Origin of the sequence: Lacinutrix venerupis (genome assembly GCF_003663945.1) — a bacterium.
In the GTDB taxonomy this organism is placed as follows: domain Bacteria; phylum Bacteroidota; class Bacteroidia; order Flavobacteriales; family Flavobacteriaceae; genus Lacinutrix; species Lacinutrix venerupis.
On sequence record NZ_RCCH01000002.1, the window covers coordinates 310,897 to 330,714 of the forward strand.

The following is a 19,818-nucleotide window of genomic DNA, read 5'->3' on the forward strand; positions in this document are numbered from 1 at the left end:
TAAACTATTAAAGCAGAATTTATTTAAAATTTATTATGCATGCATAGTATTTTTTAGAAATAAAATTTTTATCTTCGTAACCTGAAAAAATGATGCTCTTTACGAAATCGATTTAGTAATTAGCATCTCTAATAATAAATAATCTTAATTAATTATAAAAATATGAAGGTTTTAGTGTGTATTAGTCACGTGCCAGACACAACATCAAAAATTAATTTTACAGACGGAGATTCTAAATTCGACACCAATGGTGTACAGTTTGTTATTAACCCAAACGATGAGTTTGGTTTAACTCGTGCTATGTGGTTTAAAGAAAAACAAGGTGCAAGTGTAGATGTTGTAAATGTAGGAGGTGCAGAAACAGAACCAACTTTGCGTAAAGCATTAGCAATTGGTGCAGATAATGCAATTAGAGTAAATGCAGAAGCTAAAGATGGCTTTCAAGTGGCTAAAGAATTAGCTAAAGTAGTCCAAGATGGTGGTTACGATTTAGTAATTGCAGGTCGTGAGTCTATAGATTATAATGGTGGTATGGTACCAGGAATGTTATCTGAATTAACAGGAGCAAATTTTGTTACTAACTGTATTAGTTTAGAAGTAGAAGGAACAAATGCTACCGCTACAAGAGAAATTGACGGAGGTAAAGAAACAGTAACTACATCTTTACCATTAGTAATTGCAGGACAAAAAGGATTAGTAGAAGAAAGTGATTTACGTATTCCTAACATGAGAGGAATCATGATGGCAAGAAAAAAACCTTTAAATGTTGTAGAAGCAGCTAATGCAGAAACTGAAACAACATCGGTTAAATTTGAAAAGCCAGCACCAAAAGGCGCTGTAACTTTAGTAGATGCAGATAACCTAGACCAGTTAGTAAACTTACTTCATAACGAAGCAAAAGTGATTTAATAATGCATTAAATCATTCCGAAGTATTTCGGAATCTTTTGAAATTAAAGTAAAGATTAACGAGTTCCTGAAATAACTTCAGGATTACAAAAAAGAAAAAATTATGTCAGTTTTAGTATATACAGAATCAGAAAACGGAAAATTTAAAAAAACAGCTTTAGAAGTAGCATCTTATGCTAAAGCAGTTGCAGACCAATTAGGCACAACGGTAACAGCTGTAGCGGTAAACGCAAACGATACTAGCGAGCTAGGAAAATATGGTGTAGATAAAATATTAAATGTATCAAACTCAGGATTAGATAAATTTAATGCAAAATCTTATGCTTCAGTAATTAAACAAGCAGTAGAAAAAGAAGGAGCAAAAGTAGTTATTGTTAGCCAAACAGCAGATAGTAAGTATTTAGCACCTGTTTTAGCAGTAGGTTTAAATGCAGGTTACGCATCGAACGTAGTAGAAGCGCCGTCAAGTACAGCACCATTTACAGTAAAACGCACAGCATTTACAAACAAAGCATTTAATATTACAGCAATAAATACAGATGTTAAAGTTGTTGGTGTATCAAATAACGCTTTTGGTTTAGTTGAAAATGAAGCTAGTGCAACAACCGAAGATTTTGCTCCAACTGTTGAAGAATCTGGAGTTATAGTACAATCTGTAGATAAAGCAACAGATAAAGTTACAATTGCAGATGCAGAAATAGTTGTATCTGCAGGACGCGGATTAAAAGGACCAGAAAATTGGGGAATGGTAGAAGAATTAGCAGAAGTTCTTGGAGCTGCAACAGCTTGTTCTAAACCAGTTTCAGATTTAGGATGGAGACCACACAGTGAACACGTTGGGCAAACAGGTAAACCTGTAGCTTCAAATTTATATATAGCAATAGGTATTTCTGGAGCAATACAACACTTAGCAGGAATCAATGCTTCTAAAGTAAAAGTTGTTGTAAACACAGACCCAGAAGCACCATTCTTTAAAGCTGCAGATTATGGAGTTGTAGGTGATGCTTTTGAGGTTATTCCTGCTCTTATAGAAAAATTAAAAGCTTTTAAAGCGGCAAACGCATAATTTTTTTTAAATTGTGCTCGTAAAAAAGCGGTTAATGCTAATTGGTACTACTCCATTTTACATTTAACCGCTTTTTTTTCATTTATATATTTATGAGTTTAGTAAGACTAAAAATAAAAGGAATATCATACAGCCAAACCCAGAATGGCGCGTATGCTTTAATATTAAACGAGGTAGATGGTGAACGAAAACTACCAATTGTTATAGGTGCATTTGAAGCACAATCTATTGCGATTGCGCTTGAAAAAGAAATAAGACCTCCTCGTCCACTAACGCACGATTTATTTAAAAACTTTGCAGACAGATTTGATGTTGTTGTAAAACAAGTAATTATACATAAACTGGTTGATGGTGTATTTTACTCAAGTTTAATTTGCGAACGTGATAAAATTGAAGAAATAATAGATGCTAGAACCAGTGATGCTATAGCATTAGCTCTTCGTTTTCAAGCACCTATTTTTACTTATAAAAACATTCTAGATAAAGCAGGAATTTATTTAAAAGTAGACCCTAAAAAAGAGGATGATGAAGATACTGAAGACAGTGTCTTAATTGAAGATATTATTAATGAGGAATTGGAGTTTTTAGATAACGACGATTACAATTCAAATTCTTTAGAAGAATTACATAACTTACTTGCCGAAGCTGTAGCAAATGAAGATTACGAAACTGCTGCAAAAATTAGAGACGAGATTTCTAAACGATAATTTTATGATTAAAAATTCACTATTAGCTTTTATAGCTATTTTTTTGGGTATAACAACTTCTTTTGCTCAAGACTTAGAGAAAAAATGGATCTCTCAATCTATCACAAATAATTTTGATAATATAGAATTTAACAAAGGAGAGTTTACCTTTAGTAAAGATAACAACCAAAACATTAAAGGAGACTACATGTACCAAAATAATTTATTGGTATGCTATTTTAATGATTCTTTAAGCTCTATTAAACGTTACAAAATCTCTCAACTTACAGATTCTACATTAGTATTTAAAGACAAAAGCATAACATATAAATATAAGTCTGCTCCTACTGTTTTAGACAATAATATTAACGAAGCCACTACGCCAAGTCCAAGCAAAGGCACAATTATACCAAGTCAAGGTTTTTCTATAAGTAGCCTTTGGAGAGGAGTTTTAGGTATGGTTTCTCTTATTTTTGTTGCCTTTTTATTTAGTAGTAACAGAAAAGGCATAAACTGGAAAACTGTTGGATTAGGTCTACTTTTTCAGCTTATAATTGCAATTGGAGTATTAAAAGTTGGATTTGTAAAAACTACTTTCGAGTTTATAGGAAAAGGCTTTATAGAAATATTAAGCTATACACAAGCAGGAAGCGAGTTCCTATTTGGTGGCATGCTAGATGTCAATTCTTTTGGTTTTATTTTCGCTTTCCAAGTGTTGCCAACTATAATATTCTTTTCTGCATTAACATCAGTACTATTTTACTTAGGAATAATTCAAAAAGTAGTAAAACTAATGGGTTTATTACTAACCAAAGTGCTTGGAATTTCTGGAGCTGAAAGCTTAAGTGTAGCAGGAAATATTTTCTTAGGTCAAACCGAAGCACCTCTTTTAATTAAAGCTTATTTAGAAAAGATGAATAAGTCTGAAATTCTACTTGTTATGATTGGAGGAATGGCAACAGTAGCAGGAGCTGTATTGGCAGCTTACATTGGCTTTTTAGGAGGTGAAGATGAAATCTTACAGCTTTTTTATGCAAAACACTTACTAGCTGCTTCTGTAATGGCGGCACCTGGAGCAATAGTAATTTCAAAAATATTATTTCCTCAAACCGAAGAGGTTAACACAGATGTAAAAGTTTCTCAAGAAAAAATAGGTTCTAACTTTCTTGAAGCCATAGCAAACGGAACTACAGAAGGTTTAAGACTTGCTGTAAATGTTGGTGCTATGCTTTTAGTTTTTGTTGCATTTATTGCAATGGCAAATGGTATTTTGGGAGGTGTTGCTAGTTTTGATGGCTTTACAATAGCTGCTTTAAATATAGATTGGCATTTTACTTCTTTAAACGAAATTATTGCTGCAAACACGCCTTACAACAGCTTATCTTTAGAGTTTATATTAGGCTATATTTTTGCACCATTAATGTGGTTACTAGGTGTTGCAAAAGAAGATATGGCTTTAATGGGACAGCTATTAGGTATAAAATTAGCTGCAAGTGAATTTATAGGATATATACAATTAGCAGAATTAAAAAATGTAGCAAACGCAACACATTTAACTTACGAAAAATCTATAATTATGGCAACTTACATGCTTTGTGGATTTGCTAATTTTGCTTCTATTGGTATCCAAATTGGAGGTATTGGTTCTTTAGCTCCTGGGCAGCGTAAACAATTATCTAAATTTGGTATTAAAGCCTTAATCGGCGGAACAATTGCATCATTAATTTCTGCAACTATTGCAGGCATGATAATAGGCTAGAAAACGTTATTATATATGAAAAATATACTTTTTATCTTATTAGCTTTCGCTTCTGTAAATTTAGCAGTTGCTCAAAAAAATATTGAAATTGAGTTTACAAAAGACAAAGAAGTTATTGTTAACAATACAAAATTAAGTAAAGAATCTTCTTTTCAAGATATTAAAAAATTATTGGGAGAACCTACAATTTATAAAAACTTTCGATCCGGAAAAATTAATTATCATTATGAAAATTCAGGTATTGCTTTCCACACAATTAATAATAAGCTTGTTTTTTTGGGAATAAATTTTAATTGGGATGGAGACGAATCATTTCCAGAAAAAGAATATAATGGTACATTTAAAATTGATGATTTATCTATAAATAAAGAATCAAAAAAGTCTATAATAGATACTATTAAAATTGTAGAATTAAAATGTATAGCTCCTAGTTTATGTGTTTCTAATCCTGAAATTGAAAAAACACCAATAATTATTGGTTTTAACAACAGTTTAATTACTCAAATTGGTTTTGAATTTCACTAATTTATAGTTAATAACTTTTAATATATATAAAAGCTTCTCTATTTACAGTTGAAGCTTTTTTTATACTTTTAAACCATAAAAAATAATGTTTAATTAAATTAAACTCCTATTCTCAAAGTAAATATACATGAAACAATATCACGAATTAGTAAAGCACGTTTTAGATAACGGTAACGAAAAAGGAGATAGAACAGGAACTGGAACAAAAAGTGTTTTTGGTTACCAATTACGTTTCGATTTAAGCGAAGGTTTTCCAATGGTTACCACTAAGAAACTACATTTAAAATCTATTATTTACGAGTTACTTTGGTTTTTAAAAGGAGATACCAATATTAATTATCTAACCCAAAATGGTGTAAAAATATGGAATTCTTGGGCAGATAAAAATGGAGATTTAGGTCCTGTATATGGGCACCAATGGAGAAACTGGAATAGCGATGAAGTAGACCAAATTACAGAAGTTATTGAGACACTTAAAAACAACCCAAATAGTAGAAGAATGCTTGTTTCTGCTTGGAATCCTTCTGTTTTACCAGATACTTCAAAATCTTTCGACGAAAATGTAGCCAATGGAAAGGCAGCATTACCTCCTTGCCATGCCTTTTTTCAGTTTTATGTAGCAAATGGAAAATTATCTTGCCAATTATACCAACGTAGTGCAGATATTTTTCTTGGTGTTCCTTTTAACATTGCCTCTTACGCGTTATTTACCATGATGATGGCACAAGTTTGTGGTTACGAAGCTGGAGAATTTATTCATACATTTGGAGATGCACATATTTACAACAATCATGTAGAACAATTAGAATTACAATTGTCTAGAGAGTGTAGACCATTACCTAAAATGAAACTTAATCCTGAGATTAAAAACATCTTCGATTTTAAATTCGAAGATTTCACATTAGAAGATTATAATCCGCATCCTCATATAAAAGGAGCAGTTGCAGTATAAAATTTATAAAAAAAGAGCTTCTATTAGAAGCTCTTTTTTTATTCCTTTAATTATAAATTTATAACACTATTCTCGTCTGCAGCGTAATCATTCCACGCAAAAGCATCGGCTTGATCTTCATTTTTCCACTGTCCATATACCAAGTATCTAAACTCGTAAGATTTATCTTTTTCTAAATTAACAGTACCTTTAAAAGTTCCATTCTTTAGTTTTTTCAATGCAGTAGCTTCTGTATTCCATTCGTTAAAATTTCCTACAACCTTAACTTCATTTTGCACCTTCTGCAGGTACAGTAAAGGTTACTTTACATACTGGTTTAGATTTTAAAAATTGTTTTGTAATAGCCATAATATTAATATTTTAAAGTTCAAAATTATACAACAATAACATAGTAACAAACTCTTTAATATAGATTTAATAAAGAATTATTACTTTAGTAAAATTCGATATCATTTATTTAGAATAGCAAAATAAAAACACCTTATTTTTAATAATGCTATAGTTAAAATAAAAACATAAATTACTGACTATCAAACTAAAACGATTTCGTTTTAAATAAAAAATAAAAATTCACAATATTACTTTAACTTTACATTATAAATTAAAATTACATGTTCGGAAAAAAGAAATCAAAACCACAAATAGACCAAGAGCAATTAGCTTTAATAGAGAATGCACAACGCCGTATAAAACAAAAAAAAGGTTTATATGCTCACTTTGTTATTTTTCTAATTGGTGCAGTATTTTTAATTCTTGCCAATACTGTTTTAAATATAGGTAAGGATTTTAAAATCTTTAATTTAGACTGGTTTGTAATTGCAATTTCTGCATGGTTATTTTTCTTTTTATATCATGCTTTTAACGTATTTATTACAAATAAATTTATGGGTAAAGAATGGGAAAAAGCACAAATAGAAAAATTAGTAGCCAAACAACAAGATAAAATTGAAGCACTTAAAAGCACAATTATTCAACCTAAAAAAGTAACAACAAAAAATCCAGATGCAGTAAAACCGCATAAAAATTTAACTATGATTGTTGCTGCTGGAGAAAACAACGAAATAGGAAAAAACAACGACCTTATCTGGCATTTACGTGATGACCTTAAAAGATTTAAGGCACTCACTTCTGGCCACTACATTATAATGGGCCGTAAAACTTTCGAAAGTTTTCCTAAGCCATTACCAAACAGAACTCATGTTGTTATTTCTAGACAAAAAGACTATCAAGTTCCTGCCGGTGTTTTATTAGTAAATTCTATTGAAGATGCAATAGACGCTTCAAAAAGCGACAATCAACCTTTTATAATTGGTGGAGGCGAAATTTATAAACAAGCCATGCCTTTTGCTTCAAAAATCGAATTAACACGTGTACATTCTACTTTTGATGCAGATACTTTTTTTCCAGAAATTAACATGAATAATTGGAAAGAAACTGCTAATGAAATACACGCTCAAGATGAAAATCATGACTATGCTTTTTCATTTATAACTTTTGAAAGAAAATAGTTTAATAAACAGGATATAATGGTAAAAAAATATGTATCTAAAGTTTCTTATGGATTATTAACTCTTGTATTTCTAACGTTTTTTACTCCATTAATTCTTATTATAATTAAAAATGAAATAAATACAGAAATTATATTAACAACTATATTTATAATTATAATTTTTGGATTTATAACTCATATGTTTTTAAAAACCGAATACATAATTGACGAGAATAACTTAAAAATTAAATGTGGCTTTTTTTCTTATAAACCTATTGATATTTATACTATAAAGGAAATAACAAAGTCTAATAATATTATTTCATCTCCAGCTGCTTCTTTCGATAGGATTGAAATAAAATATGAGAAATTTGAAGAAATTATAATATCACCAAAAAATAAGATGGAGTTTGCAAAACATTTAACAAGTATAAATCCTAAAATTAAAAATAATATTACAGAGCAATAATTTATTTAAAATATTAACTATTAGCATTATACTTTAATTACAGTCCAATTAAAAATAACTTTTAGTTCCATCAATTTTCCCTAATTTCGCAACATGGTAAAAGACATTCAGCTTCGCTTAACTTTAAAAGATGAAGAACGTAGCGATATTTTAGTTTTAAAAGCGGCTCAATATTTAAATATTCCTAAAAATGATATTACAGGAATAAAAATATTACGTAAATCTATAGACGCAAGAAAACCAAAGATTATTTTAAATTATAAATTATCGGTTTACATTAAAGAAGCCTTACCAGAAACATCAAAATATCAATTTAACTATAAAGATGTCTCAAAGGCTAAACCAGTACATATTATTGGTTTTGGTCCTGCTGGAATGTATGCTGCATTACGCTGTATTGAGTTAGGCTTTAAACCCATTGTTTTAGAACGAGGTAAAAATGTACAAGATCGTAGACGCGATTTAAAAGCCATAAATCAAGATCATTTTGTAAACGAAGATTCCAATTATTGCTTTGGAGAAGGCGGTGCAGGAACCTATAGTGATGGCAAATTATACACTAGAAGTTTAAAACGAGGTGATGTAAGAAAAATATTTGAAAATTTAGTTTTTCATGGTGCTACAGATCAAATTCTGGTAGATGCACATCCACATATTGGCACAAACAAACTACCTAAAGTAGTACAAAATATAAGAGAGACTATAATTAATTTTGGTGGAGAAGTTCATTTTGAAACTCGTGTAACAGATTTTAATATTAAAAACAATAAAATAGAATCTATACTCCTAAAAAATGGGAATGAAATGCCTACAGAACGTGTTATTTTAGCAACAGGACATTCGGCCAGAGATATTTTCTACTTATTAAATAATAAAAAAGTTGCTTTGCAAGCTAAATCTTTTGCTATGGGAGTTCGTGTAGAGCATCCACAGCATATAATCGACTCTATTCAATACCATTGTTCTGGCGAGCGCCATGAGTTGTTACCAGCAGCCTCTTACAGTTTAGTACAACAAGTTAAAGATCGTGGTGTGTACTCTTTTTGTATGTGTCCAGGCGGCTTTATTGTTCCTGCTGCTACTGCCAATGGAGAAGTAGTTGTAAATGGTATGTCGCCATCAAGACGTAATAATCAATTTGCAAATTCCGGTATTGTGGTAGAAATTAATGTAGATAAGGACATTCCAAAATACGAAAAATTTGGAGCGTTAAAAGGCTTAGAATATCAAAAAAACTTAGAACGTATTGCTTTTACTTCTGGTGGAAGAACGCAAGTTGCACCAGCACAACGATTAACCGATTTTGTTGAAGGTAATTTATCAAACTCATTAAACAATACATCTTATCAACCAGGTTTACATAGTGCACCTTTACACTCTTTATTACCAAAAATAATTGGAGGTAGACTACGAAAAGGTTTTGAAGCTTTTGGCAGAAAAATGAAAGGTTACTACACCGAGGAAGCTAATATTATTGGAGTAGAATCTAGAACCTCATCACCAGTAAATATTCCAAGAAATGAAACTTTAGAACATCCAGAAATTTCCAATTTATTTCCATGTGGAGAAGGTGGCGGTTATGCTGGAGGCATTATTAGTGCAGCAATGGATGGCGAACGTTGCGCTGAAGCGGCTGTGGTAGGCTTATAAATATTTAACCCTAATCTCTTTATTGAAAATAATAACTACAAATTTTTTAAAGATTTTATTCCTATTTTTGCATTACAAAATTAAACTAATGAAAGCATATATATTTCCAGGTCAAGGCGCTCAATTCTCAGGAATGGGCTTAGACTTATACGAAAACTCACCAGAAGCACAACATTTATTTGAAGATGCTAACGAAATTTTAGGTTTCAATATTACAGACATAATGTTTGAAGGTACTGCTGAAGCTTTAAAAGAAACTAAAGTTACACAACCAGCCATATTTTTACACTCTGTAATCTTAGCAAAAACTTTAGGCGAAAAATTTAAACCAGATATGGTTGCTGGTCATTCTCTTGGAGAATTTTCTGCACTTGTTGCTAACGGAGCTTTAACTTTTGAAGACGGTTTACGTTTAGTTTCGCAACGTGCTATAGCTATGCAAAAAGCTTGCGAAATACAACCAAGCACTATGGCTGCAGTTTTAGGGTTAGAAGATGCTTTAGTTGAGAAAATTTGCGCAGATACAGAAGGTATTGTTGTTGCAGCAAATTACAATTGCCCAGGACAGTTAGTAATTTCTGGAGAAATTGATGCCATAAACAAAGCTTGTGAAAACATGAAAGAAGCTGGAGCAAGACGCGCATTGGTACTACCTGTTGGAGGAGCTTTTCATTCTCCAATGATGGAGCCTGCTAGAGAGGAGTTAGCTGCTGCAATAGAGAATACAACCTTTGGCAAACCTAATTGTCCAATATACCAAAACGTAACTGCAAATGCTGTAATTAATGAAGCAGAGATTAAAGCAAATTTAATTTCGCAATTAACTGCTCCTGTACGTTGGACACAATCTGTAGAACAAATGATTAAAGATGGAGCTACTCTATTTACAGAAGTAGGACCAGGAAAAGTTTTACAAGGTTTAGTTAAAAAAATAAACCGAGCAGCAGAAACTACTTCTGCAACAATAGAAAGCGCTTCTTAATATGAAAAAAAACAGAACGCTATTTATTATTTTAATTATAATATTTAATATTGCTTTAGACCAGATTTCTAAATTTTGGATTAGAGCCAATGTAACTCCAGGTACTCAATCTGAAATTTTAGGTGATTATTTCACACTTCATAATGTAGAAAACTCAGGTGCATTTTTAGGACTAGGAAGTGATTTTAGTCCTATACTAAAAATAGTATTACTTAATGTTTTACCTATAATTGTATTAACATTGGTCTTATTCCATATATTTAGAGATAAAACATTAGATAAATTCTCTCTTATAGGATTCTGTTGTATTATTGGTGGAGGTATTGCAAATTTGTATGATCGTGTTGTTTACGGACACGTAACAGATTTCTGGCACATAGATTTAGGAGGTGTTTTTAGAACAGGTATTTTTAACCTAGCAGATGTGTCTGTTATGGTTGGAATGGGACTACTTATTCTAGGAAATTTCTCAAAGAAAAAAGCATAAAAAAATCCCGATAGTTTTATCGGGATTTTTTTTGTTTAATATGTTTATCTAGCTAACACACAATCTTCACAATCTTTTACTTCTCCATAATACGTTTCTCTGTATTTGTGTAAAGTTTTAATTGGAATACCTAAAAATTGCTTTTTTATGTAAGTCACCTTAGCAGTTAAAAGTCCCATTTTAGGAGTAAATCTGTTTTCTTGAATTGTTTCTCTTTTAATTTGTATCAGTTTCATAATATCTATTTCATTATAATACAAAGAAACCAAGATTATATGTTAATCGCAAATTAAACGCGTTAAGCCTTTGTTAATCAAACAATTAATATTATATCTATAATGATACTGTATTATAATTATTAGACTCGCAAACAGACAGAGCTATCTTTTAGAATATGATAATAGAAATTAAAGCGTTTTTTGCCATTTCCAAGCAGAAAGAATAGCTTCATCAAGTGTAAATTTTGCTTTCCAACCCAAAATTGTATTCGCCTTACCTGTATCGGCATAGGCAGACATAATATCTCCCTGCCTTCTTTCTACAATTTTATAATTCAATTTTTGGTTAGCAACACGCTCAAAAGATTTAACAACTTCTAGTACAGTACTTCCTTTTCCTGTTCCAAGATTAAATATTTCAAGATTACTTTTATTGCCTTTATTTAATAATCGTTGTATTGCGATTACATGAGCACTAGCAACATCTTCAACATGTATATAATCTCTAATACAAGTACCGTCTTTTGTTGGATAATTATTTCCAAATACCGACAATTGCTTAAGCTTCCCTACTCCTGTTTGCATAATATAAGGTACAAGGTTTTGAGGTACTCCTGTAGGCAACTCTCCTATTTTTGCAGATTTATGTGCTCCTATTGGGTTAAAATAACGTAAAGCGATAGCATTAAATCTTTTATTAGCTTTACATATATCTGCTATTATAGTTTCTCCTATTTGCTTGGTTTTTCCATATGGAGATTCGGCTTGTTTAATAGGAGATTCTTCGGTAATTGGCATAACATCTGCCTGCCCATATACTGTGCAAGACGAACTAAAGATAAAATTTATACTTTCCTTTTTATTTAATTCCTGTAAAAGATAAACCAAGGTATTTATATTATTTTCATAATATAATAATGGTTTTTCTACACTTTCTCCAACTGCTTTACTTGCAGCAAAATGAATAACATTAGAAATATCATCATGCTTCTGTAAAAACTCTTGAATTTTATTTTTCTCTTTTAAATCGAAATTTTCAAACTCTGGTTTTACACCAGTAATAGAGACAATTCCTTCTAATACTTTAAGTGTTGAGTTAGAAAGATTATCTATTATTACTACTTTAAAACCTGCTTCTTGTAAAGCAACTACAGTATGCGAACCAATATAACCTAATCCTCCTGTTACTAATATTTTTGGCATTATTCTAATACTTAAATCTTTTATTTTATCACCTCCTAATACCTGTGTAAGAAGAAAATTATACGCTATAGTTCTAACTTTTAGCTATTAAATGCCAAAATTTATAACTAAATATTTTAATTATCTATAAATTCTATAACAGTTTTTGTTATAAATTCTATTTGATCGTCTTCTAATTCTGTATGCATTGGTAATGAAATTACTTCTTTAACCAACTGGTTTGTAACTTTAAAATCGGCTTCATTATACCTAGAATCCATATAAGCCTTTTGCTTATGTAATGGTATTGGATAATATACACCACATGGAATACCCTTATCATTTAAATGTTGTACTAAAGCATCTCTATCTGCATCAATAATTTTTAAGGTATATTGATGGAACACATGGTCTCCAGAACGTTTTGGAATAATTATATGCTGGATATCTTTAAACGCCTTATCATATTTGGCTGCAGCTTCTTTTCTTTTATTATTATAAGTATCTAAATGTGGTAATTTAGCGTCTAAAACAGCGGCTTGAATAGAGTCTAATCGAGAATTTACACCTACAACATCATGATGATAACGCTTGTACATACCGTGGTTTACAATACCACGAAGTGTGTGTGCTAAATCATCATCGTTTGTAAAAATTGCTCCGCCATCACCATAACATCCTAAGTTTTTAGATGGAAAAAACGAAGTTGATGCAACATGTCCAATAGTTCCAGACATATGTTTTTCTCCTTTACTATTGGTGTATTTTGCTCCAATAGCCTGTGCATTATCTTCTATTACGAATAAATTATTTTGTTTTGCAATTTCCATTATTGCATCCATGTTGGCACATTGCCCAAATAAATGAACAGGAACTATTGCTTTAGTTTTAGGTGTAATAGCACGCTTAACAGCTTCTATATCAATATTAAAATCGTCTGGATTAACATCTACTAAAACAGGAGTTAGATTTAAAAGTGCAATAACTTCTACTGTTGCAGCAAATGTAAAATCTACAGTTATAACCTCATCTCCTGGTTTTAAACCAAGTCCCATCATTGCAATTTGCAGTGCATCTGTTCCATTTGCACAAGGTATAACATGTTTAACACCTAAGTAGTTTTCTAAATTTTTTTGAAACTCATGAACTTTTGGTCCATTTACAAAGGTTGTTGTTTCTAAAACTTCTTGAATAGAGTCATTAACCTCTTTTTTTATTTGGGTATATTGACCTTTTAAGTCAACCATTTGTATTTTTTTCATTTGAAATATTATCTAAGATTAAAATAAACATTAATAATGCTTATACCTATTGAATAGGTGAACGAATTTACAAAATTCGTAAATGCTAAACAATGAATTATGTATTTTAGCGCAAAGCATTTTTAAAATTGAATTTATTGTACTCTTTTGGAATATTTATTACTGGTTTAGTATTAAAAATTGTAGCACTTTTTAACACTAAAATAAAACTTGGTGTGCAAGGTCGTGCCAATACATTTTCTACTCTAAAAACCAACATATTAAGTAACGATAAGACACTTTGGTTTCATTGTGCCTCCTTAGGCGAATATGAGCAAGGATTACCTGTTTTTTCTGAACTAAGAAAAAAATATTCTAAACATAAAATAGTTTTATCTTTTTTCTCTCCTTCTGGTTACGAAATAAGAAAAAATGCTCCTTTTGCAGATGTTGTAGTTTATCTTCCATTAGATAGTAAAGCAAATGCAAGAACATTTTTAAATATTGTAAATCCAGAATTAACCGTATTTGTTAAGTACGAAATATGGCCAAATTTTTTAAATGAGCTAAAAAAAAGAAATTTAAAAGCTATATTAATTTCTGCTTCTTTTAGAAAAAATCAATCCTTTTTTAAATGGTACGGTAAGCAAACAAGAAAAGCTTTATTTGCTTTCGAGCATATTTTTACTCAAAACGAAGTGTCTAAAACACTTTTAAAAGATATTAATTATAACAATGTTACAGTTTCTGGAGACACTAGGTTTGATCGTGTTTCAAACCAATTAAAACAAGACAATACTTTAAATTTTATAGAGGAATTTAAAAATAATAATTTATGTGTAGTTATTGGTAGTTCTTGGCCTGAAGACGAAAGACTAATTATTAATTATATAAATACTTATTCTAACAAGAACATAAAATTTATTATTGCTCCTCATAATATTAAGTCTACACAAATTGAAGAACTAAAGAATAACATTTCTAAATCTTCTATTCTTTTTTCTAAAAAGGAAAATAAAGCTTTAGAAAATTATCAAGTCTTAATTTTAGATACTATTGGCTTATTAACTAAAGTGTATAGTTATGCAGATATTGCTTATGTAGGTGGAGCTTTAGGCACAACAGGATTGCACAACACCTTGGAAGCTGCAGTTTTTGGAGTTCCTATAATAATAGGTAATAACCATAAAAAATTCCCTGAAGCACAATCGATGATTGATAATAGAGGAATGATTTCAATATCTAACCAAGAAGAATTAAATAAAGCTTTAAATCTATTTATAACTAATCAAGCCTTAAGAACTGAATTTGGAACAAATAATTTTAAATTTATAGAAAAAAATAAAGGAGCGATAATCCAAATACTAGACTTTTTACGTATTTAATCTGAAGTTATTGCATTTAATAAGAAAATGTTAAAAAATATAAATTAAAAATGTTAAAATTAATTTGCAAAATAGTAATTTCACATCTAAATTAATTTAAAACTAAAAACCAATGAAAAAATTATTATTTAGCGCTGCTTTATTATTAGCACTTAGCGCAACGTTTACATCTTGTAGAGAAGAAGCTGAAAAAACTGGAGATGCATTAGAAAATGCAGCTGATGCAACTGGTGATGCTATTGAAAATGCAGCTGAAGAAACAAGTGAAGCAGCAGAAAGTGGGTTTGAAGCAGCAGGAGAAGCTATTGATAATGCAGTAGAAGAAACTGAAGAAGCTGGTGAGTCTATTAAAGAGGCTCTTGAAGAAGCAACTGATGACGACAAAAACTAATTAGAATACTAGATAGTTAAAAAGCTCAATCCATTTGGATTGGGCTTTTTTTTTACATTTAAAATTGGAAGATTTTTATAAGTATGATAATTTTAAAAAAACCAGTATCTTCATTGCTAATAAATTAGCATTAAAATGAAGCATATTGCAACCAAATATACAAGAAGAGATTTTACCAAACTTTCTGCATTAGGTTTAGCAAGTATTCCACTATTATCATTTACACCAACTCTAACTGTTAAAAATTTTAATGCTCCTAAAGAGTTAGATATACATTTATTTTCTAAACACTTACAATTTTTAGATTACGATAACATGTCTGCAGCTGCTGCAAATATGGGATTTAATGGTTTAGACCTTACCGTAAGACGAAAAGGACATGTACTTCCTGAAAATGTTATTTCAGATTTACCTAAAGCTGTAAAAGCTATGATAAAACATGGGCTTAAACCAAAAATGCTATCGACAAATGTTTGGGATGCTAACAACGTTGAAAATAAGAAAGTACTAAAAACAGCTAGTGAGCAAGGCTTCACACATTATCGTACAGATTGGTTAAAATATCCAGAAAACAAATCTATTACAGATAGTCAAGCCTTATTTGGAAAACAAGCAACAGAGCTAGAAATACTTAATAAAAAACTAGGACTTATAGGTGGTTATCAAAACCATGCAGGAAACCATGTTGGAGCTCCAATTTGGGATTTAATTCCTATTCTAGAAGCTACTAATGGTAAAAATATAGGTTGCCAATATGATATTAGACATGCAGTTGTAGAAGGTAGCCAAAGTTGGGAGCTTGGTTTTAAACGCATATTACCATTTATTAACTCGATAGTATTAAAAGATTTTATCTGGAAAAAAGTAAATAATAATTGGAAACTTATTAATGTCCCTTTAGGAGAAGGCATGGTAGATTTTAAACGCTATTTTTCGTTATTAAAAAAACACAATGTAAATGTACCAGTATCTTTACACGCAGAATATGATTTAGGTGGTGCAGAAAAAGGAAGTTCTACAATTAAAATAGACAAAAAAGAAGTGTTTAACTATTTAGAAAAAGACTTAATTTTTATTAAAGAGACTTGGAAAAACGTTAAATAGTTTTTAAAAAACTTATTTATAAAAATTATAAAGCTTCAGAATAAATCTGAAGCTTTTATATTTTGCTTTAGACAGAAATGTTTCTTTTTAGCGATTCTTTAAAAAAATCAATTACTTTATGTTTCATTCCTTCTTGCGTGTTACAATATAGAAATACAATACATATACTAAAACAAGTATTTTATTAAAATACTATGCTATATTAACTAAAAGTTATGACAATGATTATTATATGTTACTAGACTAAATTTAAATTCTATTATTAAATACAGAAAGGAGAATAGCTTTACAACTATTCTCCTCTCCAACCATCAACTAACTAACCAAAAAATATATCTTTTTTTTATTATTCCATTTCTATTATACCAACAACTTCATAAGCTCTAGTACCATCTATCTGTACTTTTTCATATAATATATTTGCATATTCGTAAAACGTTTCATCGTTTATAACAACCTTTTCATAATCGTCTGGCAACTCATAAACAATTGTTCCAACTTCTGGATCTACAACTTCATATTGGTTGTCTATTTGAATATAAAATATACCATGAGCATTGTAATAGTTATAATTATTAAAACGAACTCTTTTATAGTTTACAGGTAAAGTTTTAATTCTAAAACCAACCTTTGGTGCTATTACAATATAACGACCTCTAGATTGTGTATAATACTTATTATTAGCATAATAATAGTTTTGTCCTTTGTGTGTAACAACGGTTCTGTTTGGCACATTCCTAACCGAAACCACTTTACGTTTAGGCGTTTTATAAGTTACTTTTGTACTTGGTACACGCTTAGCAACTGTACGTTTAGTAGTTGTAACTTTTCTACTATTATTATTTGTTGTTGTTCTTCTTGTTTGTGCTTCTGCTTGAGTTGCAAATGCTACCAGTAATACTGCTGGTAGTATGTATGCTTTTATAAACGTTTTCATAATTTAAAGGTTTAAAATTCAACTTTATTTTACTATTAATACTAAGACGTTTATTAGTATTAATAGTTTAAAAGTATTTGAAATATTTCTGTTAAAAAATGAAAATAGACCGTTAGCTAAATTGTATCTACTAAATCGATAATTTTATAGATGAGATATTTTTGAAGAGACCAAATCTTAGCAAATTAATGCAGAGAATTATTATTAATATACTCTAAAAACTTAGACTTATATTGCTCTGAAACCGTTATACGTTGGTCGTTAATAATAATCTGACTACGCTCTATAACATCTATGTTTTTAAGTGAAATAATAAACGAACGGTGTACACGCATAAACTGTGTTTCTGGTAATTCTTGCTCTAAAGATTTTAAACTCATTAGCGTTAAAATTGCTTTTGGGTTATCTTTCAACCAGATTTTAATGTAGTCTTTTAACCCTTCAAAATATAAAACATCTGCTAACTTTATTCGCAATTGTTTGTATTCCGATTTTACAAAAAGGAATTCTTTTTCTTCAGAAACTATAGGTTCTCTCTTGCCTTTCAACAACTCAAACCAAGTGTTAGCCTTGTTTGCCGAAGTTAAAAACTCTGCATAATCAAAAGGCTTTAAAAGGTAATCTATAGCTTCTACTTTAAAACCTTCTAACGCATAATGATCGAAAGCTGTAGTGAAAATTACACGTGTTTCTTTTGGTAACATTTTAGAAAATTCAATACCAGATAAATCTGGCATTTGTATGTCTAAAAACAATAAATCTACAGGATTATTTTTTATATATTCCATAGCTTCAATTGCGCTACTACACTTTTGTTTTAAATCTAAAAAAGGTGTTTTTCCCACATAACTTTCTACTAAATTTAAAGCCATAGGCTCATCGTCTACAATAACACAAGATATTTTTAGGTTGCTCATAATTTAATTGGTTTCAATTTCTAATTGTGCTACAAAACGCGATTCTTTTACAAAGGTTTTAAAACTGTTTTTGTTTGGATACAACAATTCTAATCGTTTTTTAATATTTGGAAGTCCTATTCCAGAACCACTTTTATCTTCTGTTTTCTTCGGAAAGTTATGATTTTCGATAGTAAATAAAACCGTTTGATTATCGCAAGTCATATTAATATCAATTGTACTTGCTTTACTAGCAGAAACACCATGTTTAAAAGCGTTTTCAATTAATGAAATAAATAATAAAGGTGCAATTTTAATTCCCGTTTCATCTGAAGGAAAACTATAATTAACAACTGTTTTATCAGACACACGAAGCTTCATAAGCTCGATATATTTTTTCATAAAATCTATTTCCTTAGTTAAAGCTATAGATTCTTCACTAGTTTCATATAACATGTAACGCATCAATTTGCTTAAACTATGTATTGATGTTTTGGCTTGATCTGGAGAAATATCTACCATCGCATAAATATTATTCAACGAATTGAAAAAGAAATGTGGCTGTAGTTGATAATGCAAATGTTGTAATTCTGACTGTAATTTAAAATTAGCAGCTTCCTTACGTTCGGCTTCTGTTTGCACCCAACGTTTTGTTGTTTTTACTGCTATTGAAAATAATAATGGTGCCATATAAGATACCATTTGAACGTATATAAACATTTTAAAAGGTGGACCAGAACTACTATTATTTGCTCGTTTTTTTACTATATCTTGAAAAAAAGTATTTTCAACCGTTTCTTTAAAATAAATAAATAAGGCAATACAAATTAAATTAATACCAACAAACCAAACTGTTTTTTTTGTGAATAGAAATTTATCTATTAGTACAAAGTAATTTAAATAAAATAATACAGCAGATAGCGCTAACGGAATCCAAAAATGAATAACTACTCTATTAATATCTTGCTCTTGACCGTAAGACAATAAGTAAGGCATACTAAACAATACAAACCAAACTAAAATGTGTGAGAGTATTGTTATATTTTTATTTTTAATCATTTTTAAATCTATGTATTAATCCCAACTATTTTTGGTTGATACTGCATATTTACCTGCACCAGTAAAAAACAACACTAAGGCACCAAAAGCATATAATAAAATAAGCTCTATTTCAAGTCCACCACTTTTAGATAAAGCGAATAAATTATCGGAATGTGCAAGAAACATAGCTGCTATCATACCAAAGAAAAAAGCTAGTGATGCTAGGCGTGTTCTAAACCCAATTAAAATAAGTATTGGTGCAATTATCTCTGTTACATAAACACCATAAGCCATAAATTCTGGCAATCCAATTCCGGACAGCATACCTTTAATTCCATCAAGATGACTTAATTTAGCCACACCATGAAATAGCATTAATGCTGCAACCGTAATTCTTAAAACTAAATACCCTATATCATTATTTTTTTTCATTTTCATTTTCTTTAATTT

The 19,818-nt window shown here is 30.1% G+C and carries 21 protein-coding genes and 1 pseudogene; 14 read left to right on the plus strand and 8 right to left on the minus strand.

From position 1 onward, the window contains the following. Positions 1–162 precede the first annotated feature (162 nt). The 6 genes from CLV86_RS04175 (at position 163) to CLV86_RS04200 (ending at position 5,896) form a co-directional block, all read left to right on the plus strand. Positions 163–909, plus strand: a complete 747-nt coding sequence (locus tag CLV86_RS04175) for an electron transfer flavoprotein subunit beta/FixA family protein (RefSeq protein WP_121049990.1) — start codon at positions 163–165, stop codon at positions 907–909. 102 nt (positions 910–1,011) lie between these two features. Next, a complete protein-coding gene (locus CLV86_RS04180; protein WP_121049993.1) occupies positions 1,012–1,974 on the plus strand; it encodes an electron transfer flavoprotein subunit alpha/FixB family protein in 963 nt (320 codons plus the stop codon). Positions 1,975–2,066: 92 nt separating this feature from the next. Next, a complete protein-coding gene (locus tag CLV86_RS04185) occupies positions 2,067–2,681 on the plus strand; it encodes a bifunctional nuclease family protein (protein ID WP_076734091.1) in 615 nt (204 codons plus the stop codon). 4 nt (positions 2,682–2,685) lie between these two features. Next, positions 2,686–4,419, plus strand: a complete 1,734-nt coding sequence (locus CLV86_RS04190) for a NupC/NupG family nucleoside CNT transporter (protein ID WP_121049996.1) — start codon at positions 2,686–2,688, stop codon at positions 4,417–4,419. Between the two features lie 15 nt (positions 4,420–4,434). Continuing rightward, a complete protein-coding gene (locus tag CLV86_RS04195; protein ID WP_121049999.1) occupies positions 4,435–4,944 on the plus strand; it encodes a DUF7738 domain-containing protein in 510 nt (169 codons plus the stop codon). Positions 4,945–5,071: 127 nt separating this feature from the next. After that, complete coding sequence (locus tag CLV86_RS04200) at positions 5,072–5,896, plus strand: thymidylate synthase (RefSeq protein WP_076734094.1); 825 nt, start codon at positions 5,072–5,074, stop codon at positions 5,894–5,896. Between the two features lie 50 nt (positions 5,897–5,946). On the opposite strand, the pseudogene CLV86_RS04205 reads toward CLV86_RS04200, so the two are convergent. Next, positions 5,947–6,244 (minus strand): annotated as a pseudogene (locus CLV86_RS04205) (isoamylase early set domain-containing protein). A gap of 263 nt (positions 6,245–6,507) precedes the next feature. On the opposite strand from CLV86_RS04205, the gene CLV86_RS04210 reads away from it, so the two are divergent. The 5 genes from CLV86_RS04210 to lspA all read left to right on the plus strand — a co-directional run bounded on the left by CLV86_RS04210 (position 6,508) and on the right by lspA (position 10,973). Further along, positions 6,508–7,404: a dihydrofolate reductase gene (locus CLV86_RS04210; RefSeq protein ID WP_121050002.1), complete on the plus strand. Its 897-nt coding sequence runs from the start codon at positions 6,508–6,510 to the stop codon at positions 7,402–7,404. A gap of 18 nt (positions 7,405–7,422) precedes the next feature. Continuing rightward, a complete protein-coding gene (locus tag CLV86_RS04215) occupies positions 7,423–7,854 on the plus strand; it encodes a PH domain-containing protein (protein WP_076734097.1) in 432 nt (143 codons plus the stop codon). Between the two features lie 93 nt (positions 7,855–7,947). Next, positions 7,948–9,504 carry an NAD(P)/FAD-dependent oxidoreductase gene (locus CLV86_RS04220; protein WP_121050005.1) on the plus strand — a complete coding sequence of 519 codons (1,557 nt, stop codon included), beginning with the start codon at positions 7,948–7,950 and terminating at the stop codon, positions 9,502–9,504. Between the two features lie 88 nt (positions 9,505–9,592). Next, positions 9,593–10,486 carry an ACP S-malonyltransferase gene (gene fabD / locus CLV86_RS04225; RefSeq protein ID WP_121050008.1) on the plus strand — a complete coding sequence of 298 codons (894 nt, stop codon included), beginning with the start codon at positions 9,593–9,595 and terminating at the stop codon, positions 10,484–10,486. A 1-nt stretch (position 10,487) separates the two neighbouring features. After that, a complete protein-coding gene (gene lspA / locus CLV86_RS04230) occupies positions 10,488–10,973 on the plus strand; it encodes a signal peptidase II (protein WP_121050011.1) in 486 nt (161 codons plus the stop codon). Between the two features lie 44 nt (positions 10,974–11,017). Here lspA and CLV86_RS04235 read toward each other — a convergent pair whose 3' ends face one another. The 3 genes from CLV86_RS04235 to CLV86_RS04245 form a co-directional block, all read right to left on the minus strand. Further along, positions 11,018–11,209, minus strand: a complete 192-nt coding sequence (locus CLV86_RS04235) for a hypothetical protein (protein WP_076734101.1) — start codon at positions 11,207–11,209, stop codon at positions 11,018–11,020. Between the two features lie 171 nt (positions 11,210–11,380). Continuing rightward, on the minus strand, positions 11,381–12,394 hold the full coding sequence (gene galE / locus CLV86_RS04240) for a UDP-glucose 4-epimerase GalE (RefSeq protein ID WP_121050014.1): 1,014 nt from the start codon (positions 12,392–12,394) through the stop codon (positions 11,381–11,383). A 116-nt stretch (positions 12,395–12,510) separates the two neighbouring features. Continuing rightward, entirely contained in the window at positions 12,511–13,635 is a 1,125-nt protein-coding gene (locus CLV86_RS04245) for a DegT/DnrJ/EryC1/StrS family aminotransferase (RefSeq protein WP_121050016.1), read from the minus strand. 137 nt (positions 13,636–13,772) lie between these two features. On the opposite strand from CLV86_RS04245, the gene CLV86_RS04250 reads away from it, so the two are divergent. The 3 genes from CLV86_RS04250 (at position 13,773) to CLV86_RS04260 (ending at position 16,494) form a co-directional block, all read left to right on the plus strand. Beyond that, on the plus strand, positions 13,773–14,999 hold the full coding sequence (locus tag CLV86_RS04250) for a 3-deoxy-D-manno-octulosonic acid transferase (RefSeq protein WP_346226672.1): 1,227 nt from the start codon (positions 13,773–13,775) through the stop codon (positions 14,997–14,999). Between the two features lie 112 nt (positions 15,000–15,111). Further along, a complete protein-coding gene (locus CLV86_RS04255; protein WP_076734105.1) occupies positions 15,112–15,390 on the plus strand; it encodes a hypothetical protein in 279 nt (92 codons plus the stop codon). Between the two features lie 135 nt (positions 15,391–15,525). Next, on the plus strand, positions 15,526–16,494 hold the full coding sequence (locus CLV86_RS04260) for a sugar phosphate isomerase/epimerase family protein (RefSeq protein ID WP_121050024.1): 969 nt from the start codon (positions 15,526–15,528) through the stop codon (positions 16,492–16,494). Between the two features lie 346 nt (positions 16,495–16,840). Here the strand turns inward: CLV86_RS04260 and CLV86_RS04265 are convergent, their stop codons facing one another. From CLV86_RS04265 to CLV86_RS04280, 4 genes are all read right to left on the minus strand, one after another. Next, positions 16,841–17,431: a DUF6515 family protein gene (locus CLV86_RS04265; protein WP_121050027.1), complete on the minus strand. Its 591-nt coding sequence runs from the start codon at positions 17,429–17,431 to the stop codon at positions 16,841–16,843. A gap of 185 nt (positions 17,432–17,616) precedes the next feature. Further along, positions 17,617–18,348, minus strand: a complete 732-nt coding sequence (locus CLV86_RS04270) for a LytR/AlgR family response regulator transcription factor (protein WP_121050031.1) — start codon at positions 18,346–18,348, stop codon at positions 17,617–17,619. A 3-nt stretch (positions 18,349–18,351) separates the two neighbouring features. Further along, the gene (locus CLV86_RS04275; protein ID WP_121050034.1) at positions 18,352–19,386 is read right to left on the minus strand and encodes a sensor histidine kinase; all 1,035 of its coding nucleotides are present in this window, start codon (positions 19,384–19,386) and stop codon (positions 18,352–18,354) included. A 15-nt stretch (positions 19,387–19,401) separates the two neighbouring features. Beyond that, positions 19,402–19,800, minus strand: coding sequence for a DoxX family protein (locus CLV86_RS04280; RefSeq protein WP_211330591.1), 399 nt, complete (start codon positions 19,798–19,800; stop codon positions 19,402–19,404). Positions 19,801–19,818: the final 18 nt, after the last annotated feature.